Below are 25,425 nucleotides of genomic sequence, written 5' to 3'. Positions count from 1 at the left end.
GCTGGTTCATCTGATGCTTTCCTCTTGTTTTTATTGTTGAGGCGCAGGCAGTCGCTGACGGGCGACCGGTCGTGTGCCGGTCTGCCTGTCAGCGGTGTTACGTATGGCGGGTGGTGCCAGGTTTGACGTCGGCGGGACTCAGTTCGTCCGCGCCCCCTGGGTGATCCACGCGCCGATCAGGTCGCGTTCCTGTTGGGTCATCTGGGTGATATTGCCCAAGGGCATGATCTGCGTGGCCACGGCTTGGGCCTGGATGCGCGCGGCTTGTTGCTGGATCTGTTGCGGGGTATCGAACATCACCCCGCCCGGCGCGGCGCTGAACAACGGGCTGGTGGGTTTGGCCGAATGGCAGACCGAGCAGCGCTCCTGAATCACGCTGTGGACCCTCTCGAACGAGGGGCCTTGGGCATTGGCGGCCTGGGCCGGCGTCGATGATGGTGCTGGCGCTGCCGTCGCCGGTTTTGCGCCGCCGCCCACTGCCGTTTCCGGCAACGGTTGGTACTCGATCACACCAGGGGCCTTGGCCACTTCCGGCGCTGTGGCCATGGGCTTGGGACCTGTGACATAAGCCAGGCAGATCATCGCCAGGGCACCGACCGGCAGCGTCCAGGCATACTTGTTGCTGTCGTGGCGGGTATTGAAATAGTGTCGCACCAACACCGCCGCCACGGCGATCCCGGCCAGAATCAACCAGTTGTACTGGCTGCCATAGGTGCTCGGGAAATGGTTGCTGATCATGATGAACAGCACCGGCAGGGTGAAGTAGTTGTTGTGGCGCGAGCGCAACAGGCCCTTGGCCGGCAGCGCCGGATCAGGCGTGCGGTTCTCGGCAATGGCCGCCACCAGCGCGCGTTGAGCCGGCATGATGATGCGGAACACGTTGCCGACCATGATTGTCCCGATGACCGCGCCAACATGCAGGTAGGCACCGCGACCGCTGAACACCTTGCTGAACCCGTAGGCCGCGGCGATCAACAGCACGAACAGGATCAGGCCGAGCAGGGCAGGGCGTTTGCCCAGGGCCGAGTCGCAGAGAAAGGAATACACGAACCAGCCGACGAACAACGAGCCGATGCCCAGGGCGACGCCTTCGGGCCCGCTCAGGCTGCTGCCCGGTGCCAGCAGGTACAGGGTCGGGTTCCAATAGAACACCAGGCACAGCAGGGCGACGCCCGACATCCAGGTGAAGTAGGCTTCCCATTTGAACCAGTGCAGATTGTCCGGCATGGACGGCGGCGCGAGTTTGTATTTTTCCAGGTGGTAGATGCCACCACCGTGGATGGCCCACAAATCACCGGCCAGACCGCTTTTGGGGTTGACGCGATTGAGGTTGTTTTCCAGCCAGACGAAGTAGAACGACGCGCCGATCCAGGCCACGCCAGTGATCATATGAACCCAGCGCACGCTCAGGTTCAGCCATTCCAGCATATGTGCTTCCACAGTCTTTACCTCTTGCCCGTCACGCTTGTTTTCGCGTGATCGGACGCTTCTCTTATTGGTGGGGGGCGAGGATCAGCAACTCATCCTCTTTGAAAAAATGCTCATCGCAGTTATTGCCTGTGCCACTGCGATCAACCACCAGGAAGTCATCCCGCTTTTCGATCGTCAGCACCGGGTGGTGCCAGACGCCGCGATGGTAATTAATGCCCTGCCTGCCGTTGGTGACGAAGGCGCGGACCAAGCCTGATACAGGTACATCGCCAAGTGGCGCGACCACGATCAGAAAGGGGTTGCCGAGCAGCCCGATGAAAGCCTGGCTACCCAGCGGATGGCGCTCCAGCATGCGTACGGTCAGCGGCATGTCCAGCGCGTCGGCGCGGAAGATGCTGATGATCGCCTTGTCATCCGGCTCGGCGGTTTCAACCGTCGCCAGGCGATGGAAACGCATGGTCGAACCGTTGTTGATCATGAAGTGATCGCTGCCGTCGGTTTCGATCACGTCACCGAATGGGGCGAAGGCTTCTTTGGTCAACGGTTCGATCTTGAGTGTGCGCATGCTGGTCTTCTTATCTTTGAAATGTATTTTCAGTTCACTGCATTCCCTGTAGGAGCTGGCGAAGCCTGCGATCTTTTGATCTTGCCCTTTGAGAAACAAAGATCAAAAGATCGCAGGCTTCGCCAGCTCCTACAGGCTCAGCATTACTTCGCGACCTTGCCAAGCACCCGCAGGCGACTTACACCACCATCCGGGAACACGTTCAGGCGGATATGGGTGATCGGCCCCAACGCCTTGATCTGCTCGGCGAAGGTGTGTTCGGCGTGCATTTCCAGCTTCTGGCTGGGCAGCAATTCACGCCAGAACAACGACTGGGTTTCGATCTGGCTGTCGGTACCGCCCTTGACGAACGCGCCCTGGATCGAGCAGCTGTCCGGGTAGTTGCCCTTGAAGTGCAGGGTGTCGACGATGACTTTCTCGACTTCACCGGCATGGCCCAGAGCGACGATCACCCAGTCATTGCCGGGGGTACGACGACGGGCGGTTTCCCAGCCATCGCCCATGTTCACCCCGCGACCGGGGTTGAGGATGTTGCTCATGCGACCGAAGTGTTCGTCGGAACAGGCCAGGGCGCGGCCGCCATTAAGGGCCGCGGCCAGGTCGATCTGTTCATTGTCGCCCACGGCCGACCAGTCGCGGTACGGAATGCCGTAGACCCGCAGCCGGGCCACGCCACCATCGGGGTAGATGTTGAAACGCAGGTGGCTGAACGCCTGGTCGTTGCTGATTTCATGGTAGTGGTGGCTGTCGCCTTGCAGCTCGACGGCCGACAGCACTTCAGTCCATTGGGTATTTTCGTCTGGCTCGCCCGAGGTCAGGAAGCAGGCTTCCAGGGACGCCGACGGCGGGTAGTTGCCGGTGAAGAATGAAGTGTCGATGTCCACGCCCTTGATCGAACCCGGTACGCCCAGGCGGATCACCGCGCTGTCGTAGCCTTCGAAGCGCTTGCGGCGCGACTCCCAGCCGTCCATCCACTTGCCGTTGTCATCGAACACGCCCTCCTTCCATACGGCCGGAGTCGGCTGGAACAGACGGTTGGCGTCGGCGAACCAGTCATCGGTGACCGAAATGATCTTGGTGCCCAGGCGGGCGTCGGCCAGGTTGACGAACTTCTCGAAGGGTACGGCGTAAGCTTTCATTCTTCTTGTCTGCCTTTAATAAGTTGGCTGGGGATGCTTGCAGGGGCCTGGGCCTCAGGGCTGCTCGCTAAAGAGTCAGTAATCGGAACAACGCGATCTTGTTGATCTCTGCCAGCGCGCATTTGAACTCGGTGTCTGCCGAGTGGTGGATGCGCGTTTCGAACGCCGCGAGGATCTGATGCCGGTTGCTGCCTTTTACCGCCATGATGAAGGGAAACTTGAACTTGGCCTTGTAAGCCTCGTTCAGCTCGGTGAAGCGTTGAAACTCATCGCTCGAGCATTGGTGAATACCGGCGCCAGCCTGTTCGTTCGTGCTGGCTTCGGTCAGTTGGCCCTGGACGGCGGCTTTACCGGCCAGGTCCGGGTGTGCGTTGATCAGCGCCAGTTGGCTGGCGTGATCGGCGCACAGCAGGATGTCGCTCATGCGCTGGTGCAGGGTTTCGATCTGGTCGATCGACGGATCCTGGCCCAGGTCGAAAGCCTTTTCGGCCACCCATGGCGAATGTTCGTAGATGTCGGCGAAGGCTTTGACGAACGCTTCGCGGCTCAAGGTCGAAGGCTTGAGGGTCTGGAATGCGGTCATTTCGAAGCCCCTGATTTCAAAGCGCCCGGATGTGGGTGGGTCTGCTGCCAGTGGCGGGCGATGTCGACGCGACGGCTGAACCAGACCTGCTCATGACCCTTGGCGTATTCAAGAAACCGCTTGAGGGCCGCGAGACGGGCAGGCCGGCCGATCAGGCGGCAGTGCAGGCCGATGGAAAGCATCTTCGGCGCCTCGCTGCCTTCGGCATACAGCACGTCGAAAGCATCCTTGAGGTATTGGAAAAAATCTTCGCCCTTGTTGAAACCCTGGACCTGGGTGAAGCGCATGTCGTTGGTGTCCAGGGTATACGGAATTACCAGGTGCGGCTTGCCGGTAGGGGTGTTAGGTTCCCAGTAGGGCAGGTCGTCGTCATAAGTATCGCTGTCATAGAGAAAACCGCCTTCTTCCATGACCAGCCGGCGGGTGTTGGGGCCCGTGCGGCCGGTGTACCAGCCCAACGGGCGTTCGCCAGTGATTTCGGTCAGGATGCGGATCGCTTCGAGCATGTGCTCGCGTTCCTCGGCTGCATCCATGTATTGATAGTCGATCCAGCGATAGCCGTGGCTGCAGATTTCGTGACCGGCGGCGACCATGGCGCGGATCACCTCCGGGTGGCGCTGGGCAGCCATGGCCACCGCGAAGATCGTCAGCGGAATATCGAATTCCTTGAACAGCTTGAGGACCCGCCAGACACCGGCGCGGCTGCCATACTCGTAGAGCGATTCCATGCTCATGTTGCGCTCGCCCGGCAGTGGTTGCGCCGAAACCATTTCCGAGAGAAACGCTTCGGACTCCTTGTCGCCATGCAGGACGTTGCGCTCGCCGCCTTCCTCGTAGTTGAGCACGAAGGACAGGGCAATACGGGCGTTGCCCGGCCACTGAGGATGGGGAGGGTTACTGCCGTAACCGATCAGGTCGCGTGGGTAGTCAGCGCTCACTGCAGTTTTCCTTCTTGTTCGAACCATGTAGGTGGCGCCTGGGCGATGAATCACAGGCTGGCGTCACAGCGATGGGTTGATTGTATACAACTTTATGTGCGCTTTGTAAGCCTGAATTTTTGCATTTTTCACTGCAGCCCCTCGCTTGTCTACACTGCAAGAAACCTGCCCGTTTGGTCAGCTAAGGCATGACAATCCTGCGTGTCTGTTGGTTTGATTGCAGATCGGGTCTGAACCCGTCTCGAATCTGACAGGGGATAAATTTCTGTTTTTTATTGTGTACAATTTTTATTTAAAGTGTCTTAATTCGCTCATCGCCGCAGCGTTCCGTGCTCCGAAACGGTGCGGTCTGTCTTTCAACTGATTCAGGAGGCGTCGGGCCGGACTGCTTTGCAGCGAGGCGCGCACAATCAATGGGACGTTTGACTACTCACGTTTTGGATGCCGCGCACGGCTGCCCGGGCAGCTCGATCAAGGTCGAGCTATACCGCGTCGAAGGTGCGCAACTGCAATTGGTCGCCAGCGCGCTGACCAACAGCGACGGCCGTTGCGATGCACCGTTGTTGCAAGGGGATGACTACCGTAGCGGCGTCTACCAGATTCAATTCCATGCAGGCGATTACTACCGCGCCCGTGGCGTCCAACTGTCCGAGCCGGCGTTCCTGGATGTGGTGGTGCTGCGCTTTGGCATTTCGGCCGAGCAGGAGCATTACCACGTGCCCCTGCTGATTTCGCCTTACGCCTATTCCACCTATCGAGGCAGCTGATCCCCCAAGCAGCTGCCTCTCCTGGAAGCGACTGCGCATGGCGCTTCTTTGGTTTTCGCCCGCTCACACTGCGGGCTTTTTTTTGCCTGCGGACTACAGCCTCGCGTCGTCATCCCGAACGATGAAGACGGTGTCCGGATAGTTTGGCCGGATTTGCGAACCGCCCTTGAGCCAGATGATCTTGTTGTTCTGGTGGGCCTCCCTGACAGCCTTCGCGGCGTGTTCGCCCACCTGGGTTTCCAGGCTGATGCCGGTTGTGTTTGGGTTGGTGTGTGCCGGCAGGGAAATCTTCGGGATCCGGGTGCGATGCAGGCTCATGAAAAATACATAGTCATGCCCTGTGCGCCGGAATACCAACGCCGGAAAGCTATTGAAAGAATTGGCTTCAAAAACCGTATAGCCGTTACGGGTCATGAGGTTGGCCATGAAGCGCTTGAGGTCCATCGGTGAGTAGGTCGTGACAAAAAAACGCCATTGTTGCGCGAACCACTGAGGGTCGAAATCCAGCCGATCCAACGACATTCGTGAAAAGGGGTTTGGCAGCTCGAGCGAGCGTGAGGTGCTGCTGGCGCTGCTGGCGCTGCCTGAAGCGGCGCGAAGCACGGGTAGCATCAATAACGGATCACTCCATTCCGGGTGCGGGGACGGGGTGCCGTCTTTCCAGCTGCTGAAAATCTGCCGGAGCGCGGTCATGCCTGCCGCGTCGGCGAAAGAAGAGCTGTTGGCGAGGGTAAATTGTTTTCTCGCGATATTTTCCTGGGTGGCGGTGGTGACTTCTGGAAACGCCTCCCTGACGTATCCCGTCAGTGGTTTGTCAAAGGGCAGCCTCGCATCGATTTGCCAGTGATTGTCGGGAGGTACGCGTATCGCGCTTCGGGGTTGCTCGTCGGGCGTATGCCTGAGGGTCGCCTCCAGTACGTCAAAATCATACGGTGAATGAGAGGGTTGCTGGATGTAGGCGATCGGATACTCGCGGGCGTCGGCGCGCGTCACCACCTTGTAGTGGACTCCGTCGACGGTAATGAAATCGGGGACCGAGAGCTCTGGCTCGATCCCCCAGTTTTTACCGAAGGCGGGGGCGCTTTCCACGGTGGCTTCGCTGTGTGGGGATGTCGTGTGCCGACGCTTGGGTTCAACGATTTCCGAGGGCTCATCGTCTGCCAGCCGGCGGCGGGTAATCGTCAGTGTGGAACCCGCGGCATCCGTCTCGGCGCGGTGCGCAAGACGCCACAGCAGGCTGCCTTCTACTTGTTCGACACGCGGCCCGGAGGCGATGAGTTCGGTGCCTAGTCGGGCCCGGTAATTCTGCTCGGCATCGCGCCCCAACAGCACCGTGCCGCCTTCCGCCAGGTCCACATAGGTACGTGTCCTGAATGTGCGGATGCCGGAGGTTGCGTCGGGCTCCGATAGCATGGGGACCAGTTCGGGTGAAAGATGATAATGGTCCAGCGGCACCGCCGTGGTTGACTCATGGACGGGGGGCTCTGAGGTGATTTCGGCTAGCTGGATGGTGGGGGACTGGGGCTCAGCGGCGTCAGGTTGTCGTCCGGGCGGCGTGACGGGGGCCTGGTCGCTTCCCTCTCCTCGGGTGGGGCTTCTCGGCACTGTTTCCGGTGACGTATCGCGACTCGAGTGGGGGGTGTCGGGGGACGAGGTTGGAAGCGTGGGGCGGGTGTTTCGTCTTGGGCTCATTGGGATTCCTGTTCCTTCAGGTTTGGAGATTGATTAATGATTCATTCATTCGTCGTGAAACATGCCCTGCCTTGCGTTTGACGCATCGACAGGTCGCTGGCTTGAGGATGTTCCTTGAAACGGCTCAAGCCCGTGCACTACATATGTATAGGGGCGGCTTATAAATAGGTCGGGAGGAGCCCATGCAATGAAAGAAGCGCGCTTAACTGAGAAGCGCTCATTGCGAAGGCCAGGCTGAGCGTCAGGGTTTGCAACAGGAACTTCGAGTTGCCCGGCGTGAGGCTTTCCACCAGGGTCACGCACCTTTCCCGCAGCAAGCGAAGTGCGCCATCGTTTGCGGGCGGGGTCTGGCTGAGGCCTTCGCGAGCCAGGTCCCGGTAGAGGCTGAGATGGTGATCGCAAAGGTTGGTTTTTCTCAGGTCCTGGGCAACGATGGGGCGAGCCTTATCGGTCTCAAGGGTCCACTTGCGGGTCTTCAGATTGTAGGTCAGACCGCCGCGAGTGCCGTCCCTGACGGCGATGTTCAGCACCCTCAATTCCCTGGCGGCGAGGGCGGCCAGTTCGCTGGGCCATGCAACTGAGGGATCGAGCGGAAAAGTGAAATACCGAGCGTCGAGCGCCTCTACATAAACCCGTTCAAACAGGGTGTCGACCGCATGAACGACGCCTTGGGCGGTGATGACCCGTATCTTGTCGACAAGGTCTTCTGCCTCATACGTGGGGAGATGGATAATCGTTGTGCCCAACTGCAACCGGTTGGAAGCAAGTTTGATCTCGACGTGCCCCAGGCGCGTGGCGTCGAGTTCCCAGGTCGAGGCCTGGGGCAGCCGGGGATTGGCCCCAGCCAGGGCGCCGGGTGTGGATAACCGTAGCGTCATGTCCGGGCTCAGGTGCACCAGATAGGTGGCGCCTTCGCCGATCAGGACTTCGATACCGGTTTGTTCCGAGGGGGAGGTGAGCAGTGCGCAGGTGGCGCGATTGCGCATGTAATAGGGGGGCTTGTCCGAGGGTGGAAGATAAACATATTGCTTTCGGGTCGCCGTGAGCGGCAATGCCACGTCGGTTGTCCAGCTCACCGGCGATGTGCCAATGAATGTCTCGTCCAGTAGCAAGCCATAGTCGGGTGTCGGTTGGACGAGGCGGTAGGACACGCCGTCATTCATGATGAGCGTAACGAGGTGGTTCGAACCCAGGGCGGAAAATGCCCGTCGTTTGGTGCGGGTATTTTGCGCACTGTAGCGCTCATCGGAACTGGCCAGGTTCTTCAAGATCACTCGATGTGAGCCGAAATGGACCGTCAGGCCACACTCTCCATACTTGACGGTGTCCCCTTCATCCTCACTGTGGGTGACCTGGACGTTGTAGTGAGCCTCGATCCGCGTCAGTTCGGCGCTGGCATAATCCAGATGCACCGTGGTGGTGAAGTGGCTGCGTTGTTTTACCTGGAGCGTCGTCGACTCGGTAAGGCGTGACAGGTGATAGCTCGTGTCCTTGTCGTGTGCGACCCGGTGCGTCTTCTGGTCGTTCAGGATAATCGGGCTGCGCGGTGTTCCCTGTTGGGTGATGACCGCTTCAATGGCCAGGGCCTGGCTCTGCTCGAGGGTGTCGGGCAGGTCGGGCACCAAGTGATAGCCATCCTTTGTGATGAAGGTCAGTTTGTTGTTTTGGAGGTATCGTACGTTGTCGTCGGGCTGGTAGACGTTTTTGATGATGACTTCACGCAGTTGCCAGTCATCTGCGTCAAAGCCCGAGGTCACCACCAGATTGTCCCCTTCGATCTTCCAGCCTTCGATCAGGTCGGCTCTCCAGTCCACGGCAATGACGCTATTGCCGATGCCGTCCTCGCTGATGGATACGCGGCCCGGCTTATGGGCGATGGCGTAGACATCGTTGCCCGGCCCACCGTCTGCGTCGCGGTTGTTGGCGCCCAGGAGGAAAATCTGGTCATCGCCTGCACCGGCCTCGATGGCATCGTTGCCGCGGGATTTAATGATGTTGGGGCCGGCGGTGCCCTTGATGATGTTGCGACCACCCTCCAGTATTTCTACGTGTTCGATGCTCTCCAGGACCGCATGGCGATAGTCCCCGGTCTCTTTTTCCTGACCGGTTTGGGTGATGAGAGAGATCTGCCCGGCCTCCAGGTCGACGTGATAGCCAAGCTGTTGTGCCTCCGTGTCCCGGGAGCGACCGGATAAAATGACGGTGTCATTGCCTGCGCCACCTACTAATCGATTGGGCGAAGGAGGGTTTCCCGTGAGGCTCTGCGTTGAACCCTCGAAAATGAAAACATCGTCTTTCTCACCCCCGGTCAGTTGTTTAACGCCTGCGCCGTAATGGAAAACGTTCGGTTTGTTTTTCGGGCCGATGATGGTGTCGTTGCCGCCACCCAGATACCAATGGATGCCTTTGTGTTCCGCCGAAGTACCCAGCACGGCCCCGGGGGTATCGGCAGTGACCCCGTTGTGGGCATCGATAAAATCGTCGCTGTCCGTGATCCTGGGGCGCACTCGGGTCGCCTGGTAGCGGTCTCCCGTCCACCAGTTCCAGGTGTTGTAGGTCACCTGTTCGAGTTCTACGCTGAACTTTCCGTTTACGATGGCTTCGGTGCTGTTTTTCAAGGTGCCTTGCAATAACTTCATGGCATTGGTCTGAAGTTGTTTCGTGTGTTCAGCGGTCGCCTTGGCGATGGTATAGCGTTCCTGGATGGCTTCATCGGGGCTGATGGTCCAGAAGGCAAACCAACCTGTGCGCAGGCGCTCATGCACGGTGAGTTCTATGTAGTTGTCGATTTCATCGACTTCACGAATCGCCCCCCAGACCTGTGATCCAACCGCCAGGATCAACCCCGCGGCAAGGCCCACAGGGCCGGCTGAAGTAAAACCTGCCAATGCCGCTGCGCCGATCATCACGGACAGGGCGGCGCTGGTGATGCTCAAGGCTGCGTTGACGTAATGGTCCGTGGCTTCAGTGCCGGTGGCGTTGGCGGCAGCCTTGAAAGCGTCGACGGCCGCGACGATATCGAATGGCAGTGTCAGCACGCTGGCAATCAAGCCGCTGCCACGCCCCAGCCTTAAGGCAAACGATGTTTTGGCGAAACTCCCGAGAGAACTTTGGCCGGCCTTGAGCATATGCATGGCTTGCCGGGTCAGCGCGGCTTCGACACCGATCGAGGCGACCTCTGCAGTCACACTGGCCCCATTGAAGACGGTCTGGTAACCGTTCTTGTTGCGGATGGCATCTTGCAAACCACGCAGGCCGCTGTAGATGCCAAAGGCTTGGAGTCCGAACCCCGTGGGAATAAGAATGTTGCTCTTGGATCTGTTCAACCAATTGAATGTTTTTTCTGCAAGCAAAGTGGTATCGAGTTTTTGGGCTGAATTTAAAAGCTTTTCAAGCGTGGTTCGATAATGGGCTGATTCAGGTTGTGTCTCAGGGAGGCCATTGAGCAACGGCGGGGCGATAGGGGAGCGCTCACTGGCGATTTCGAACAGCAGTGTTGGCAAGCGGTAGTCGTTGCCGTTGTCGATCAGTTTTATACGGGTTTCGATATCAACCGGGTTGAACTGCAACGTATTCAGGAAAAAACGATTGGGGGTTCGGAAAAACGTATTGTCGCCGTTCAGAGGCTGGCCATTGGTCGTTACGCCTAGCGCATCCAGGGCCAAGCGGGTCACCGTCACGGAGCCGATGCGCAGCGGGCCATACAGTTTATCGACAACTTCGAGTTGGGTTTGTCTTCGCTTATGTTCCGGGCCGATCAGGGTCTCATTGCCCGCTTTGAAATCAAGTGTTTCGACAGAATGATCATTGGCATGAAAACCTAGATCCGTCACGACGACGGCGTGCTCGTTAGAAACGGAACCGGGGTAAAAAACCTTGGCCATTGTGAACTTCCTTGTTCAACGATAATGAATGGCCTTCTATGTAAAGTGTTTTTCGGACGGGTGTATATCAATGGGTTGTTGCGCCGTTTTGCCGGCCCCTCGGGACAAAAGATCACCGGTACTCAGTGGCTGGACAGTAAGGACGCTGCACCCGCGCCGCCAAACAGTCCGGCACTGACGCGGTTGAACCAGCTCTGGCCTCGGCCTGTACGCAAATACCGCGCCGCGCCATGGGCACCGAGGCCGTAGGCCAACTTGCACAGCAGATCAAGTACGGTCCAGGTGGCGATCATGATCAGCAGTTGTGGCACGAACGCTTGTTCGGCGCTCAAGAATTGCGGCAGGAAAGCGGCGAAGAACAGGATGTCCTTGGGGTTGCTTGCGCCCAGTACGAACGCCCGGCCAAACAGCGCGCGAAAGCGCGGGATGGCAGCGGCCTGGGGCACTTCGGCACCTTGGGATGGCTGGCGCGATTGCTGCCAGCTTTGCCAGGCCAGGTAAAACAGATACAACGCGCCGACGATCTTCAAGGCGCTGAACAGTTGCTCCGACGCCAACAACAGTGCACCGAGCCCCAGCGCCGATGCGCTCAACAGGCAAATCGAGGCGATCACGCCACCCAGGAACGCCGGATACGAACGGCGCAGGCCATAGTTCAGGCTGTTGCCGATCATCAGCAACGACAGTGGGCCGGGGATGAGGATCACCACCAGGGCGGCGCCGCTGAACAACAGCCAGGTTTCCAGATTCATTGCTTTGCTCCTGATGCAAGAACGCCTCACCCGATGGGGTGAGGCTGATGAATATTCCGTGCCTACAAGAAGATGAACTTGGCGATGAAGATCGCGCAGAGCACCCACAGACTGACAGAAATTTCCTTGTGTTTACCCGTGCCGGCCTTAAGCACCACATAGGTGATGAAGCCCAGCGCAATACCGTCGGCGACCGAAAAGGTCAGGGGCATCATGATGGCCGTGACGATGGCCGGAATGCTGTCGGTCGCTTCGTCCCATTCGATGTGGGCCATGCCCCCCATCATCAGCATGGCGACATAGATCAAGGCACCCGCGGTGGCGTAGGCGGGGATCATCCCGGCCAGGGGGGCGAAGAACATCGCGGCAATAAATAGCACACCGACCGTCACGGCGGTAAGCCCTGTACGGCCACCCGCCGCGACACCGGCGGCGCTTTCTACGTAGCTGGTCACCGGCGGCACGCCGACCATGGCGCCGAACACGCTGGAGGCGCTGTCGGCTTTCAGGGCCTTGGACAGGTTCTCGATCTTGCCATCAGGCTTGACCAGGCCGGCACGCTGGGCAACGCCCATCAGGGTGCCGGCAGTATCGAACATGTGCACGAACAGAAACGCCAGCACCACGCTGATCATGCTGACGTTGAATACGCCGACCACATCCATCGCCATCCACGTGGGTGCCAGGCTCGGAGGTGTCGACATGACCCCGTTGTATTGCACCAGTCCCAGGCCCCAGCCGGCCAGGGTCACGGCAATAATGCTGATCAGGATCGCGCCGAACACACGGTGATAGCTGAGCACGGCGATCATCAGGAAACACACGGCGGCCAGCAGCGGGCCGGGTTCGTGCAGGGAGCCGAGCTTGATCAGGGTAGCTGGGCTGTCCACGACGATACCGGCGGTCTTCAGCCCGATCAGCCCGAGGAACAACCCGACTCCCGCGCCCATGGCATAGCGCAGGCTCACCGGAATGCTGTTGAGCAGCCACTCACGCACCCGCGACAGGGTCAGGAACATGAACAGCACGCCGGAAACAAACACCGCGCCCAACGCGGTTTCCCAGTTGTAACCCATGGTGCCGACCACGGTGTAGGTGAAGAACGCGTTCAGGCCCATGCCCGGTGCCAGGCCCACCGGCCAGTTGGCGTACAGACCCATCAGCAGACAACCCAGGGCGGCAGCGATGCAGGTCGCGACGAATGCGGCGCCGTGGTCGATGCCCGCGTCGGCCATGATGTTGGGGTTGACGAAGATGATGTAGGCCATGGTGATGAAGGTCGTCAGACCGGCAATCAGCTCGGTCTTCACCGTGGTGCCATGCAAGCTGAGTTTGAAGATGCGCTCCAGCCAGCCAGTGCGTAGTGGCGGCGAGAGGTCCAGCGTCCGGGCTTCGGGTTTGCGGCTTTCCACAGCGAGTACTCCTCAAGAGTTTTATTGTTATTTCCAGCACGCACGCCCCCTGAGGGTGGCGGCGTTGCTTTGAGGCAGGTAAGGCTGGCGAGGTTTTTTGACCTGATGGTCAAGAACTCGCACGAAGCGAATTATGCTTTTGTATACAAATAAAGCAAATAATGTTTTCGATGTTGTAGACGAAAAGTCTGGGAGGTAGGGATATATCGACTGTGAAGACGCCATCGCGAGCAGGCTCGCTCCCACAGGGTGGGCGGCGTCGGTCATGAATTTTGTGCACGCCCAGATCCACTGTGGGAGCGAGCCTGCTCGCGATGGCGCCGGTTCTGACGCTACAAATCCCTCAGTTAGCCGAACCCTTGCCCAACCCCAGGTTCACCGCCAGCCACCCACTCACCGCCGTCTCCCCAGCCTCGGCAAACACTCGCTCGAGCAATTTCACCTGCTCACGACGCAACGCCTGTTCGAAGCGCTCGCCGTCGGCGGTCAGTTCCAGCAGTCGCTTACGTTTGTCAGTCTGGGATGCGACGCTGTTCACCAAATGCATTTCCATCAACTGCCGCAACGGCATGTTCAACGCCTGCTTGCTCACGCCGAGCAGCGTCAGCAATTCCTTCACGCTCAGGGATGGATAGCGGGCGATAAAAAAAACGATGCGCTGATGCACCCGGCTCAACCCACGACGCTCAAGCATTTCATCGGCCTTGGCGGTAAACGCCTGGTAACCGAAGAAGAACGCTTCCATGGCCATTTGTTGGGATGCTGGGTTTTTAAGGTCAAGCATATTGACGTATCCAGAGAGGTCGGAGTAATTTCGGTCAATCAGTTTGACTCATTTTTCCAGTGACTCGCTACAGGTGACCCCCCATGGCTTTTTCCGAACGTGTCTCGCGCCTCAAAAGTTCTTTGATTCGAGAAATCCTCGCCGCCGCGCAACGCCCGGAAGTGATGTCGTTCGCCGGTGGCCTGCCGGCCGAAGCCATGCTGCCGAAAGTCGAATGGGAGGCCATGCCGTTGTCCATGGGCCAATACGGCATGAGCGAAGGTGAACCGGCCTTGCGCGAAGCCCTGGCGGCACAGGCGCGGTCACTGGGCCTGGCGTGTGAGGCCAGTCAGGTACTGGTGGTCAGCGGCTCCCAGCAAACCCTCGACCTGGCGGCCAAGCTGCACATCGATGTCGGCACCCAAGTCATGTTGGAAGCGCCGACCTACCTGGCCGCGTTGCAGATTTTCCAGCTGTTTGGGGCCGACTGCATCACGGTGCCCCTGGAGGCCGATGGGCCGGATCTGAAACAGTTGCGAGCCCGGCTGGAACAGCATCGACCCGCGTTCATCTACCTGATTCCCACCTTCCAGAATCCTTCGGCGGTGCGCTACAGCGAGGCCAAGCGCGATGCAGTGGCGGCGCTGCTGGATGAATTCGGCGTGACCCTGGTGGAGGACGAGCCCTACCGAGAGCTGAGCTTCGATGGCGGCAGCGCCACACCGATCGCCAGTCGCTTGAAGAAGGCCAGCTGGATCTACACCGGCACTGTGTCGAAAACCCTGTTGCCGGGGCTGCGGGTGGGCTACCTGATCGCCAGCCCGGATCTGTTCCCACACCTGCTGCGGCTCAAGCAGTCGGCGGATCTGCACACCAATCGCATCGGTCAGTGGCAGGCACTGCAATGGATCGGCACCGAGCAGTACCGAAGCCATTTGAGCGAGTTGAGGGATTTTTACCGGGATCGTCGCGATCGGTTCCAGACGGCGCTGCAAACACATTTTTCCGACATCGCGCACTGGAACGTGCCCCAGGGCGGGCTGTTTTTCTGGCTGACCCTCAAGCAACCGCTGGACACCCGCACCTTGCTCGACGCGGCCCTGGCTGCCGATGTGGCGTTCATGCCGGGAGAACCATTCTTTCCCGAGCCGGACAAGCATCCGGGGCATCTGCGGTTGAACTTCAGCCACATCGACCCGGCGCGGTTGGATGAGGGGCTTGGGCGGTTGGCGGGGGTGGTGCGGGAGGCGTTGGCGGTAAAAGCAGCCTGACTTATGTGGTGACTGGACTGGCCCCATCGCGAGCAGGCTCGCTCCCACAGGGTTCAGAGTCGATCACAAAACCCAGTTACCCACAGTTCCATTGTGGGAGCGAGCCTGCTCGCGATAGGGCCCGCAAACACACCATAAAACTATCAGACTGCCGCAAACCGCTTATCCAGATAATCAATGATCACCTTGGACTCATACATCCAGGTGGTCTCGCCATTCTCTTCGATGCGCAGGCACGGCACTTTGATCTTGCCGCCTTGCTCCAGCAGCGCCTGGCGATCCTGCTCGTTGTTTTTGGCATCCCGCAAGGCCACTGGTACGTTGAGGCGGTGCAGGGTGCGGCGGGTCTTCACGCAGAACGGGCAGGCGTGGAACTGATAGAGCGTCAGGCTGCGGGCGGCCTGATTGACTTGCGCCTGGGCTTCGGCCGGACGTTGCTTCTTGCCGGGGCGGGTGATGAAGTCGATGAAAATAATCAGCTGGCCCAGGCCAACTCGCAGCGCTTTGACGATCACGGTATTAAGCCTCGCGACAGGGAAGAAGAGGGCGCGCAGCTTACCTGATTTTTCATGGGCGAAAAAAAACCGGCGATCAATGCCGGTTTTTTTCATGCAGGGGTTACTTGATCAGACTGAGGAATTCGCTGCGGGTCGCGGCGTTTTCGCGGAACTCACCGAGCATCACTGAGGTGATCATCGACGAATTCTGTTTTTCCACACCGCGCATCATCATGCACATGTGCTTGGCTTCGATCACCACCGCCACGCCCAGGGCGCCGGTCACCTGCTGGACCGCGTCGGCGATCTGGCGGCTGAGGTTTTCCTGGATCTGCAGGCGACGTGCGTACATATCGACGATGCGCGCGACTTTCGAAAGCCCCAGCACCTTGCCACTCGGAATGTAGGCCACATGGGCCTTGCCAATGAAGGGCAGCAAATGGTGCTCGCACAGCGAGTACAACTCGATGTCCTTGACCAGCACCATTTCGCTGTTGTCGGAGCTGAACAAGGCACCGTTGGTGACTTCTTCGAGGGTCTGTTCATAACCGCGGCAGAGGTACTGCATGGCCTTGGCAGCGCGCTTGGGCGTGTCGAGCAGGCCCTCGCGGGAAACGTCCTCGCCCAGTTGGCCGAGAATCGCGGTGTAGTTCTGTTCCAGTGTCACAGAGGCTGATTCCATAAGGGTTTCAGGAGGGTACTTGTTCTGTCTGTACCAATTTTGTACCAATCAAGCTGTTTTCGAGTTTCCCGAGTTCGCCCCAGTCGGTGCTGGAGTTGATCCATCGGGCATAGGTCGAGAGCAACATCTGAACGCTGTGACCCAGTTGAGTGGCAATAAACGCAGGGTTCATACCCGCCATGAGGCACATGGTAGCGTATGTGTGTCGGCAGTTGTATTGCCGACGGGCGCGAATCCCCAATTCGGTCAGTGCAGCCTGGAAGTGTTTGTCGGTGACGCTGGACTGCTGGATGAACTCAAAATTCTTCGTGGGTGGGAACACATAGGGCGACTTCGCCTGTTCCCTGCGGCTCTGTTTCGCACGTTGCTCGGCGATTTGTTCGGCCACCTCAATGGCGTGCATGGCGCGGCTATTGAGCATGACTTGCCGTTCATTGCGGGTCTTGGTGCGCTCCTCGATCTTATAGTCCGCGACGATCCGACACACGGTGGCTAAGCGTTTCTGCTTGTCTACCTCGTCCCAGCGCAGGGCCGCTATTTCGCTGGGGCGCATTCCGGTATAGAAGGCGAACTCGAAGTAAGCCGCGTAGATCCGCATCGAATGGGTCAGCGTCTTATAGAGGTGTCCGATGATGGCGTTGGCCTCTGCCACCGTGAAGGGGGCGATGGGCTTTTTCGTTTTAACGGGCAGCTCGATGGAGTCGACCGGGTTGCGATTGATCAGGCCATCTTTGACGGCGGTGCTGAACACTGTGGTTAGCCGCTGGATCGACCCAACTGGTGCTGCGGAGCAACCCGCCATCGAGCGGGCTTTTTTTGGAGCCCTGATGTCAATCACTGAGCAGCAACTACAACGGATCATGCCCAACGCCCGCCGCCAAGCGGGCGTTTTTGTATCGGCCCTGAACGCCGCAATGGCCCACCGACAGATCGACACGCCCAAGCGGCAGGCGGCATTCCTGGCCCAGGTTGGGCATGAGTTCGGCCAACTGCAGTACGTGCGGGAGCTGGGCGGCGATCAATACCTCAGCAAATACGACACCGGTTCGCTGGCTTCGAAACTTGGCAACACCCCCGAGCCCGACGGAGATGACCAGCGCTATCGCGGTCGCGGCTTGATCCAGGTGACGGGTCGCAACAACTGCCTGCGCTGCAGCTTGGCGCTGTTCGGCGACGAGCGTCTGTTGCGCACGCCCGAACTGCTGGAGCTGCCCCAATGGGCGGCCGAGTCGGCTGCATGGTTCTGGTGGGTCAGGGAGCTGAACGTGCTGGCTGATCGGGATGAGTTCGAAATGATCACCCGGAAAATCAACGGCGGGCTCAATGGCCTGCAGGATCGCCTGCAGCTGTGGGAGCGAGCGAGGGCGGTGTTATGCGTCTCGTCGACCTGATCCCGCTGCAATACCGCGTGCTGGTCGCCGGCCTTCTGCTGTTCGCTTTGGTCGCCGCTTCGGCGGCCATCGCCTGGGCGGTCCAAGGCTGGCGATACGGTCAGCAGTTGGAAAAACAAGCCCGGCTCCACACCGATACCCTCAACCAAATGACTCTGGCATCGGCCGCGCTGCAGCGTACCGAGCAGGACAAGCGCCTGGCCCTGGAGCAGCGGCTGGCCGCCAAAGACCAAACCCACTATCGAGCCCTAACCGATGCCCAACGCGATCAGGATCGCCTGCGTGATCGCCTCGCTACTGCTGATGTCCGGCTGTCAGTCCTACTCGACGCCGCCGATACCGCCAACGGCTGTGCAGTGCCAGCCGCCACCGGCACCGGCGGCGTGGTTCATGGAGCCACACGCGCCCGACTTGACCCGGCGCATGCTCAACGAATTATCGGCATCACCGATGCCGGCGACCGGGGGCTGATAGCCCTGGCGGCTTGCCAGGCTTACGCCAAAGAAGTTTCATCACCGAAGTGAAAAGGAGCGAGCGGGCCGGATGCGCCAACATCCGGTCCGGTCGCCGTCCCTGCAGAATGTCCCTGCAAGTCCAGCCAAGGCTCTTGCTCCATGCACAAAGCGCGGCGAGCCTAGCACCTGCTTATCCATACAGCAAAGGTCTTGCTATCAATGTCTACACCCATCATCCCTTGGATGGGCGGCAAACGCCGCCTGGCCGACAGCCTCATCCCGCTTTTTCCGCCTAACGAATGCTATGTCGAAGTCTTTGCCGGCGGTGCCGCAGCGCTCGGTTCGCCATGCACACAAGCCTGCTGGAAGGGGTCAACAACAAGATCAAAGTCATCAAGAGGATGGCTTATGGCTTCCGGGATACGGCCTATTTATTCTTGAAAATCAAGGCCGCCTTCCCCGGCAAACCGTGAAGAACCTTTTTTGCGCCGCCCTGGTAGAGAGCTACTTGTTAGAGACGAGCTTGCCAAAGGGGAATGTTGCAGTCTTCTCCCATTTGATTGCGAGATACTTCGCGCCTTCCACCGTAAAGTGGGTTTCATCTTGGAATAGTCGATACCCGTCGACTGATGTTACGCAATTCTCTTGCTCATTGCCGCAGAAAAAATCTGTGGGGATAACTGCGTGCACTCTCTGTCGACTAGATGCGACGCTATTTACAACTCTGTTCGTGAACTCCTGCCGTTGCAGGATGGTCGCTTTGTCTAAGGACTTACATCGCTCAATTATCTGTCGTTCATTAAGGATGTATCTGGGGACGTTATCGCAGCCGTCCAGCGACTTCCCTATATTTGGTGACTGGGCGAAAACAATTACTTGGCCTGCACTCTTCAGTACCGAGTCCACCGTACCACCCAGCTTCTCGGCGAAAATTTTTCGAGAGGATTCGATTGTCTTTACAGGGTTGGCCGTATCCACGATGTACTGTTGCGGCACTTTGTATGGGCCATATCCGCTTGGCTCAACGGCCCATGCCCAGCGCGAAGAGATGGTCACATAATCATATTTTGTCGTTTTTAGGTGATTTTCCCATGCATTATTTTGTATTCGGCAGCCTTCCTCGCGCGGATCGGGAGCCGCAAAAATATGCGTCGTTCCGAACAGTGGGTTGCACCCCACGTAATACCAGAGTGTTACCTTGATATTGTACTTTTTGCCAATGTAGTCGAATGCTCCGCGTATATGTGCGGCGTGACTGTCACCGATAATTAGCGCGGTCTTGGCGTCCAAATTTCTCGACCCGACATCCTGAGCATTTGAGTATGTCGAGATCAGCGACTTATGCCAGTCATTTCGCCGCAGATCAATTGGCTGAGTGACCTCAGATGATGCTTGAGTGTCAGAGGCAATCCGCCATTCCCATCCGTTCTGCGAGTAAGCCATAGCGCCGACAGAAATGAGCAAGCAGGCTGGTAATGCAAGGTACGCCGCAAAGCGCTTGTTACTCACAGTAGGGGTGGATCTACCCCGGACTCGCAGCGGAACCTCAATGTACCTGTATTGAGTTTGGGCAGTCGCCAGAGTGATGGCGCCCATCAACACTAGGTCTATTGCTGTAGGCTGGGTAAAAATGTAGTAGTTATAGAAAACGATGACAGGCCAGTGTGTCAGGTAGAGCGAGTATGAACGCTCGCCAATCCACGTCATTGTGCGGTTTCTCAGCAGCCATCCGAGGTGTCTTGCGCCTCCTGAATAGATGACCAACGCGGCCGCCGCGCAGGGAAGAAGCGCGGTGTAAGAAGGGAATGGCGTGTTCTCAGTAAACGTCGCCATGCACCAAGCGATTACTGTAAGCCCCAGTGCGAGTAGGATCTCGTTTATCAGATTGGGAATCCTATTTACTGGCGCCCATACCAACAGTGCCCCTATCGCGAACTCATAGATCCGGAAGGGCATCAGGAAAAATGGGGGTGTTGGGTCAAGGCGGATCCATGCCCAAGCAAAATACAGGCTGACGCAACCTGCGATGTACAGCATCGCGGGTGCTACAACACGGCTCCGCGCGGATAACAGGAACACTAGCGCCGTCGGCCACACTAGGTAGAACTGCTCCTCTACGCTTAACGTCCATGTGTGTAACAGAGGTTTGGTGAGTGCAGATGAATCAAAGTATCCGCTCTCAAGCCAAAACCAGATATTGGATGCCGAAAAGAAAGCGGCTATTGAGGACGCTGCAGAGCTCTTAAAGTGTTCGCTAGATAAAAGCAGGAATGAGATGATGAGTGAAGCTATGATTGTGGTGGCGGCCGCAGGTATCAAACGCCGTGCACGTCTGATATAGAAATTCATGAAATCGAATTTCTCTCTGCCTACCGCGTCCCGAATTAGACCTGTTATCAGAAAGCCGGAGATAACAAAAAATACGTCAACGCCAATGAACCCGCCTGGGATGAATGGGAGGCTTAGATGGAAGAGGATGACTCCTAAGACAGCAATGGTTCTGAGGCCGTCGATATCTGGTCTGTACTTCAAAGCGCTCACATCAGTTCCTTAAGCTTTTTCTTTGCTGCTTCGATGCCTGAGGCAGCTGACTCGTTTAGTAGTTGTCTGGCTGCTACTGGGTCATTATTTGGGTTGCTATTGTCTAAAAGAATCTCTGCTAAATAGAATTTTGAGATGGGTACCTGCGCAAGTACTGGGCTTGTCAGGATTGTCGTGGCTTTCTCATAATTCTTTTGTATGAATCGCCCCATCTTATATTCAAGTGCGGCGCGATTGGCTAGAACCAAGTCATTTTTACGGACGAACCCCTGTTCCGCAATGAGAACCGCTAGTTTTTTGCTTTCTTTGTCTTTGCCGGAGTAAATGAAAGCGTTTGTTAACTTCTGGGAAAATTCAATGTCCCTTGTTTCAATGATCGATCTGGCTAGATTTGATAGCTGGGCGTCACTAAAGCCAGCTATTTCTTCTCTCAAAAAAATCGCAGCAAGCCCTGGTTTCTCTGGAGCATCCTGTGTCAGCTCATCCCATATGTTTTTTTTGTTCAGTCGCCACTCACCTAAGGTGACGATCAGTGCAATCACCAGCCCGGCAACTGCGATGACAAATAGGTTACTTCGTTTGGTCACTCTGGCCATCCCTTATGAGCCTGAATTTGGCATGCGCAAAAAATCTTGGCAATATATCAAATTGCCATTATTCGTGCAAGGTGCGTTCATGGGCTGAAAAGCTGTGTTGCTGCAATTATGCACGGGGACCTTGGCCTCATGACTGGCAGCGCCAGGCTGAGTATGGTTGGCTCAAGTGGCACCATCACGTATTGTCCGCACACAACCATTGCGGGAGGTACGAGCACGGCCGCGTTGTGCTCGTACCCTCCCGACTATTGATCCATATGTACGGTTCTAAGAGGAAAGAATGAAACTGTTGATCTGTGGAGTTATAACGCTATTAGGATCGACGAGCGTCTTGGCCAAAAGCGGAACTGAGGCTTCCATGATTGGCGATTCAGTTTTCATCCGTTCTTCATTTGGCACAAACCGTTACCTTGTGAGAAAGGTTGATCTAAAGGACCCAGCACTAGGCAACCAGGTGGTCAATTACGGTGGGGCCCGGATAGTTCCTATGAACGGTCAACTGCCGTTCGCCCGGGGCTTTCTCGTTTCAGCCGAGCGCGACGAGGCTGTTCCGCTTAAATTCAATGGCACCTATATTGGAGCTAACCACGGTGCCTTCTTCGGCGTGGCTTTGCCGGTCGGGCCAGCGGTGAGCATCGGCAGTGAGTGGACGGATCAAAAGGGCGCGGGGTTTAGGGTCGTGTCTCTTGAAAAGGGCATAGCAACATTTATATCCAGTGAACATAGTTTGTCAGGGAGTTGGAAGTTCAAGACCGTAGTTGATGGAGACCTGACCGAGGTTGGGGGAGGCGCGAAACTGTCTTCCAAGGGGCAGAGCCGGGCCCAGATCTATCCATCTGTGCGACGGGTTTCAATATCTGTTCGTTCCGACAAACATCAGTCGTTGGCGGAAGAGTTCAAGGCAGTGAGCAAGGTTTCGGTCGACGAGGTTTACGACGTTCTCAGCCCAACGAAAGAAAGATCAGTGATGGCGAGGGTTTCGGTAGCCTATGTGTTTCAGGGGAACGGAACGACCATTCAGACGACGGTGAGAGCGGTGCAGGACCTGCACGGGTTCTCACTCGCGGGCGCGCAGATCTACCCCTTAAATGCCAGCGGCACCGATCTGCTGCAACGGGTTGAATCCGGGGAACAGCTTTCGTCATGGACTGCCGTAGGAAGGACGGGCGTAGCATTGCGTATTGCCACCAAGCAGCACAGTGCTTCACAACGGATCGAGATGGTGTCTTTCCAGTTTGGTCACAGTGCGGTGGTTAGGGGTGCTGCCCTCAATGGAAAGCCGCTGCCCCTCGTTGAGCGAATAGACGTGTCTGCTGTTCATAAGCAGTATCTGATGGCGATAGAGGGCGGGGCTGGTGGGTTCAGCGGTAATTTGCGAGCAGGGGACGTCGTGACAGTGTCGGCCTACCGATCATACTGGACAGGAAAAGAGCCCCCAGCGAGCGCTTTCTAGTACTTTCAGCCTGCGGGTGAATTATTGCTTCGATGGTACAAAATTGGTACTTGAGAGCTTAGCCTGCCCTGTAGGCCTTACAGGGCGAGCCTTTTAATCAAAGAGGTGCCTATCCATCATCGGTAGGCTTGAAGGACGCGAATCCCTATCCGCGTTGGGATAGGGATCTTACGAGGAGCTTGGTCGAGTAAGCTGGCAATTTCGATAGAGTACTAGATCGGCGTAGGGGGCACGAGGCGGCAAAAACTCATTCTCTTCTCAGCCATTTCTTGAGGCACCATAGCCCAACGGAAAAAAAGCCGCTCACCACCGAATAGTCCATCTTTAACAGTACCCAGAGTCTGATCGTCAGTAGGGCGCGTTTCAAGAATTTGACCAGCGATGAAATATACGTTCCCTTTTTTGACAGTGAGATTGAAGCGGTCTCCGATGAAAGAGCCCCCAAGCGGCGGCGTGTTGGCCTCAAAGACGTGGGAGCCTTCAGGCAGCTGGAGTTTCAGATAGCCGCCAGATGGTAGCTCTGCCACCTGCTGATCATCGAGTTCAATATATAGGTTCACTCGGCGAGCAGCCCTGTGTACTGGACGATAAACGTAGACTGTAGCGCTATTGGCGTATGCTTCTGCCGGCCCTTGATAGTAAGGCCGGTGGTCTAATGATGGACCGCTAGAGCAACCTTGCAGCAAGCTAAGGATGCCCAGCAGGCAACCAGAAAAAAATATACGGAACATCAGAACAACTCCCTTCGCTGTATGGGTTGCAGAAAAAACGCTAATTGCATAGCGGAACCATCCATTGCCTTCGTCTAACGCGCAGGCGTTTAGCTATGAGCTATTGCGCTAGCCTGCAGCACCCCAATTCTGGGAGTTCCACCAATAGGGGCACGTGCTCTCATAGGACTTGGGCAAAAATGGGGAAAGTTGTACCCCTAACGTTGCCCAGGCTCATATCATCGAGTACGCCTTGTCAAAATCACTGAAAGCCTGTTCGACTTTGTAACGAAGCATCAACGATGCAGAAAGCTTAACCATCGCTTCAAAAAGTACGTGCCCTGATTTAATCTCACATTGACCAACGCATCGCCCACCATATCCGCCGGGCTCATATGCGTAGACAGTATAGAAAACACCACGAGAGTCTCGGTTTAAACCGGCAGTGATATGCGTTACAGGGCTATCCCCGTTTGAACCGTCAGGAAGCGTAAATTCTAAGACATCATCAAAAGGAATGAACATAGCTGAAGCGGACATTACAAACAGACTTGCGATGTCTAGCGCTTCCTCAACTGATTTAAGCTCAGGGCGTCCATATTCGTGCTCAAGAATATTTCGCATTTTGACCACTTTACGCAAAAGGCTCGGCGCCAGTAAGCCAAGCGCTCTCAATCGCCTTATCTTTTCCGGACATCCAATCTGAGTGACTGATACCCAAACGAGATCAGCAGTTGGTCAAGCTGACAGATAATTGCGCGCTTCACATTAGTTGTTGCATTGATAAGGGCCGACAGTCCGCCTCGTTCAAAATCGTCTTCCGCTAAGCTCAAGAATTCCACAGGCGAGGTTTTAAGCTCCACCAATACGAAGCTCCCACCACCTAACGCGACTGCACATTTGCTCATATCGAATCCATGAGCGAGGCAAAACTCTTTAATATCCATTTTTTTAGACCCGACTTGTCGTTTAGGGCAGTGAACAGATGTCAGTTCCTACCTGCACTTGAGCGCAAGCTGAGATGCAGATGTGTGATGGATTGTGTTCGGCTATGAAAAGGCGTCGTTGCAACCCGACGCAGGACTTTCAGGTATGGGTTGGGTAGATCTCGTACCAATTTCCGTACCAATCGTTGCGTTTAGGCGAGAGAAATCAGGTAACCCTGAGCACAACCCACCCGATTTCATTACCTCTCGCAACCAAGCAGAACCCACCCCACATAGCGGTGTAATTCTGTTCCAGAGACATGAAACTACCTGTGGGATTTTACGCAAAGGGCAAGGGTACGGTGGCGGACACGGCGCTGCAAGCTCGGCAATCGAGCGCTACTCGTCGCGGCCTTCCATCATGGTGCGCTTGAGCATCACATACACGGCTCCGGCGCCACCGTGTTTCGCCTGGCAGGAGGTGAAGCCCAGCACTTGCGGGTGCTGGCGCAGCCAGGTGTTGACGTGGCTCTTGATCATCGGCCGCTTGCCGTCCAGTCGCACGGCCTTGCCGTGGGTGACGCGCACGCAACGGATCTCGAATCGGGTGGCTTCGGCCAGGAAGGCCCAGAGGGTTTCCCGGGCCTTTTCCACGGTCATGCCGTGCAGGTCGAGACTGCCTTCGAAGGGAATCTGGCCAACCTTCAGCTTGCGCATCTGGCTTTCCTGGACGCCGTCGCGAGCCCACATCAGTTCGTCTTCAGGGCCTACGTCGATCACGAACTGGTCGGACAAGCCATCCACGGTCGTGGCATCGGTGCGCACCGTGGCGGCCTGGCGCAGCTTGGCGATTTGTGCGCGATCTGTCTTGGGTTTGCCGGTTTCGGCACGGTCGTGCTTGATCGGTTTAACGCCCTGGATCGCACTTTTGAACAGGGAAAAGTCGTCGTCTTGCATGTCAGCCTCCGCGAAGGCCG

At 57.2% G+C, this 25,425-nt stretch carries 24 protein-coding genes and 2 pseudogenes; 7 read left to right on the top strand and 19 right to left on the bottom strand.

From position 1 onward, the window contains the following. Positions 1-138: 138 nt before the first annotated feature. The 5 genes from MA884_RS17175 to puuE form a co-directional block, all read right to left on the bottom strand. Positions 139-1,440 carry a urate hydroxylase PuuD gene (locus tag MA884_RS17175; RefSeq protein WP_256231624.1) on the bottom strand — a complete coding sequence of 434 codons (1,302 nt, stop codon included), beginning with the start codon at positions 1,438-1,440 and terminating at the stop codon, positions 139-141. A gap of 52 nt (positions 1,441-1,492) precedes the next feature. Further along, a complete protein-coding gene (locus MA884_RS17170; RefSeq protein ID WP_256231623.1) occupies positions 1,493-1,996 on the bottom strand; it encodes an ureidoglycolate lyase in 504 nt (167 codons plus the stop codon). Positions 1,997-2,139: 143 nt separating this feature from the next. Further along, entirely contained in the window at positions 2,140-3,135 is a 996-nt protein-coding gene (gene alc, locus MA884_RS17165) for an allantoicase (RefSeq protein WP_256231622.1), read from the bottom strand. Between the two features lie 67 nt (positions 3,136-3,202). Then, positions 3,203-3,718, bottom strand: a complete 516-nt coding sequence (gene uraD / locus MA884_RS17160; RefSeq protein ID WP_047229635.1) for a 2-oxo-4-hydroxy-4-carboxy-5-ureidoimidazoline decarboxylase — start codon at positions 3,716-3,718, stop codon at positions 3,203-3,205. Continuing rightward, complete coding sequence (gene puuE, locus MA884_RS17155; RefSeq protein ID WP_256231620.1) at positions 3,715-4,656, bottom strand: allantoinase PuuE; 942 nt, start codon at positions 4,654-4,656, stop codon at positions 3,715-3,717. Before puuE ends, uraD begins: the two co-directional genes overlap by 4 nt. A gap of 413 nt (positions 4,657-5,069) precedes the next feature. Here puuE and uraH point away from each other — a divergent pair, with 413 nt between their 5' ends. After that, positions 5,070-5,423 carry a hydroxyisourate hydrolase gene (gene uraH, locus MA884_RS17150; protein WP_256231618.1) on the top strand — a complete coding sequence of 118 codons (354 nt, stop codon included), beginning with the start codon at positions 5,070-5,072 and terminating at the stop codon, positions 5,421-5,423. Between the two features lie 93 nt (positions 5,424-5,516). Here the strand turns inward: uraH and MA884_RS17145 are convergent, their stop codons facing one another. From MA884_RS17145 to MA884_RS17125, 5 genes are all read right to left on the bottom strand, one after another. Continuing rightward, a complete protein-coding gene (locus tag MA884_RS17145; RefSeq protein ID WP_256231617.1) occupies positions 5,517-6,779 on the bottom strand; it encodes a hypothetical protein in 1,263 nt (420 codons plus the stop codon). 494 nt (positions 6,780-7,273) lie between these two features. Continuing rightward, the gene (locus MA884_RS17140; protein ID WP_256231616.1) at positions 7,274-10,999 is read right to left on the bottom strand and encodes a calcium-binding protein; all 3,726 of its coding nucleotides are present in this window, start codon (positions 10,997-10,999) and stop codon (positions 7,274-7,276) included. 122 nt (positions 11,000-11,121) lie between these two features. Next, positions 11,122-11,751 (bottom strand): LysE family translocator, encoded by a 630-nt coding sequence (locus MA884_RS17135; RefSeq protein ID WP_256231615.1) that lies wholly within the window; start codon positions 11,749-11,751, stop codon positions 11,122-11,124. A 62-nt stretch (positions 11,752-11,813) separates the two neighbouring features. Beyond that, positions 11,814-13,163: an NCS2 family permease gene (locus tag MA884_RS17130; protein WP_076383799.1), complete on the bottom strand. Its 1,350-nt coding sequence runs from the start codon at positions 13,161-13,163 to the stop codon at positions 11,814-11,816. A gap of 343 nt (positions 13,164-13,506) precedes the next feature. Continuing rightward, complete coding sequence (locus MA884_RS17125; RefSeq protein ID WP_256231614.1) at positions 13,507-13,947, bottom strand: MarR family winged helix-turn-helix transcriptional regulator; 441 nt, start codon at positions 13,945-13,947, stop codon at positions 13,507-13,509. 83 nt (positions 13,948-14,030) lie between these two features. Between MA884_RS17125 and MA884_RS17120 the strand changes: the two genes are divergently transcribed. Next, entirely contained in the window at positions 14,031-15,197 is a 1,167-nt protein-coding gene (locus tag MA884_RS17120; RefSeq protein WP_256231613.1) for a PLP-dependent aminotransferase family protein, read from the top strand. Between the two features lie 143 nt (positions 15,198-15,340). Here MA884_RS17120 and MA884_RS17115 read toward each other — a convergent pair whose 3' ends face one another. The 3 genes from MA884_RS17115 to MA884_RS17105 all read right to left on the bottom strand — a co-directional run bounded on the left by MA884_RS17115 (position 15,341) and on the right by MA884_RS17105 (position 17,127). After that, positions 15,341-15,712, bottom strand: a complete 372-nt coding sequence (locus tag MA884_RS17115; RefSeq protein ID WP_256231612.1) for a glutathione S-transferase N-terminal domain-containing protein — start codon at positions 15,710-15,712, stop codon at positions 15,341-15,343. Positions 15,713-15,815: 103 nt separating this feature from the next. After that, a complete protein-coding gene (gene folE / locus MA884_RS17110; protein WP_010456659.1) occupies positions 15,816-16,361 on the bottom strand; it encodes a GTP cyclohydrolase I FolE in 546 nt (181 codons plus the stop codon). 22 nt (positions 16,362-16,383) lie between these two features. Continuing rightward, on the bottom strand, positions 16,384-17,127 hold the full coding sequence (locus MA884_RS17105; RefSeq protein WP_256231611.1) for a site-specific integrase: 744 nt from the start codon (positions 17,125-17,127) through the stop codon (positions 16,384-16,386). A gap of 76 nt (positions 17,128-17,203) precedes the next feature. Between MA884_RS17105 and MA884_RS17100 the strand changes: the two genes are divergently transcribed. The 4 genes and pseudogenes from MA884_RS17100 to MA884_RS17085 form a co-directional block, all read left to right on the top strand. Beyond that, positions 17,204-17,767 carry a glycoside hydrolase family 19 protein gene (locus MA884_RS17100; RefSeq protein WP_256231610.1) on the top strand — a complete coding sequence of 188 codons (564 nt, stop codon included), beginning with the start codon at positions 17,204-17,206 and terminating at the stop codon, positions 17,765-17,767. Beyond that, positions 17,749-18,291, top strand: coding sequence for a lysis system i-spanin subunit Rz (locus tag MA884_RS17095; RefSeq protein ID WP_256231609.1), 543 nt, complete (start codon positions 17,749-17,751; stop codon positions 18,289-18,291). Before MA884_RS17100 ends, MA884_RS17095 begins: the two co-directional genes overlap by 19 nt. 150 nt (positions 18,292-18,441) lie before the next feature. After that, a pseudogene (locus MA884_RS17090) lies at positions 18,442-18,555 on the top strand (DNA adenine methylase); the annotation flags it as partial. Between the two features lie 14 nt (positions 18,556-18,569). Continuing rightward, positions 18,570-18,695 (top strand): annotated as a pseudogene (locus MA884_RS17085) (transposase); the annotation flags it as partial. A 31-nt stretch (positions 18,696-18,726) separates the two neighbouring features. On the opposite strand, the gene MA884_RS17080 reads toward MA884_RS17085, so the two are convergent. Then, entirely contained in the window at positions 18,727-20,763 is a 2,037-nt protein-coding gene (locus MA884_RS17080; RefSeq protein ID WP_256231608.1) for an acyltransferase family protein, read from the bottom strand. Continuing rightward, positions 20,760-21,350: a hypothetical protein gene (locus MA884_RS17075; protein WP_256231607.1), complete on the bottom strand. Its 591-nt coding sequence runs from the start codon at positions 21,348-21,350 to the stop codon at positions 20,760-20,762. Before MA884_RS17075 ends, MA884_RS17080 begins: the two co-directional genes overlap by 4 nt. Positions 21,351-21,846: 496 nt before the next feature. Between MA884_RS17075 and MA884_RS17070 the strand changes: the two genes are divergently transcribed. Next, positions 21,847-22,812, top strand: a complete 966-nt coding sequence (locus MA884_RS17070) for a hypothetical protein (RefSeq protein WP_256231606.1) — start codon at positions 21,847-21,849, stop codon at positions 22,810-22,812. Positions 22,813-23,024: 212 nt separating this feature from the next. On the opposite strand, the gene MA884_RS17065 is transcribed toward MA884_RS17070, so the two are convergent. From MA884_RS17065 to MA884_RS17050, 4 genes are all read right to left on the bottom strand, one after another. Beyond that, positions 23,025-23,543 carry a DUF2846 domain-containing protein gene (locus tag MA884_RS17065; RefSeq protein WP_256231605.1) on the bottom strand — a complete coding sequence of 173 codons (519 nt, stop codon included), beginning with the start codon at positions 23,541-23,543 and terminating at the stop codon, positions 23,025-23,027. A 213-nt stretch (positions 23,544-23,756) separates the two neighbouring features. After that, entirely contained in the window at positions 23,757-24,146 is a 390-nt protein-coding gene (locus MA884_RS17060; RefSeq protein ID WP_256231604.1) for a hypothetical protein, read from the bottom strand. Between the two features lie 56 nt (positions 24,147-24,202). Further along, positions 24,203-24,469 carry a hypothetical protein gene (locus MA884_RS17055; protein WP_256231603.1) on the bottom strand — a complete coding sequence of 89 codons (267 nt, stop codon included), beginning with the start codon at positions 24,467-24,469 and terminating at the stop codon, positions 24,203-24,205. A 378-nt stretch (positions 24,470-24,847) separates the two neighbouring features. Further along, positions 24,848-25,405, bottom strand: a complete 558-nt coding sequence (locus MA884_RS17050; protein WP_256231602.1) for a Smr/MutS family protein — start codon at positions 25,403-25,405, stop codon at positions 24,848-24,850. Positions 25,406-25,425: the final 20 nt, after the last annotated feature.

The sequence above is a fragment of the Pseudomonas sp. Q11 genome (assembly GCF_024494355.1).
Taxonomy (GTDB): domain Bacteria; phylum Pseudomonadota; class Gammaproteobacteria; order Pseudomonadales; family Pseudomonadaceae; genus Aquipseudomonas; species Aquipseudomonas hefeiensis.
The sequence above is the reverse complement of the archived record's forward strand: the minus strand, read 5'-3'. Positions and strand labels throughout refer to the sequence as shown.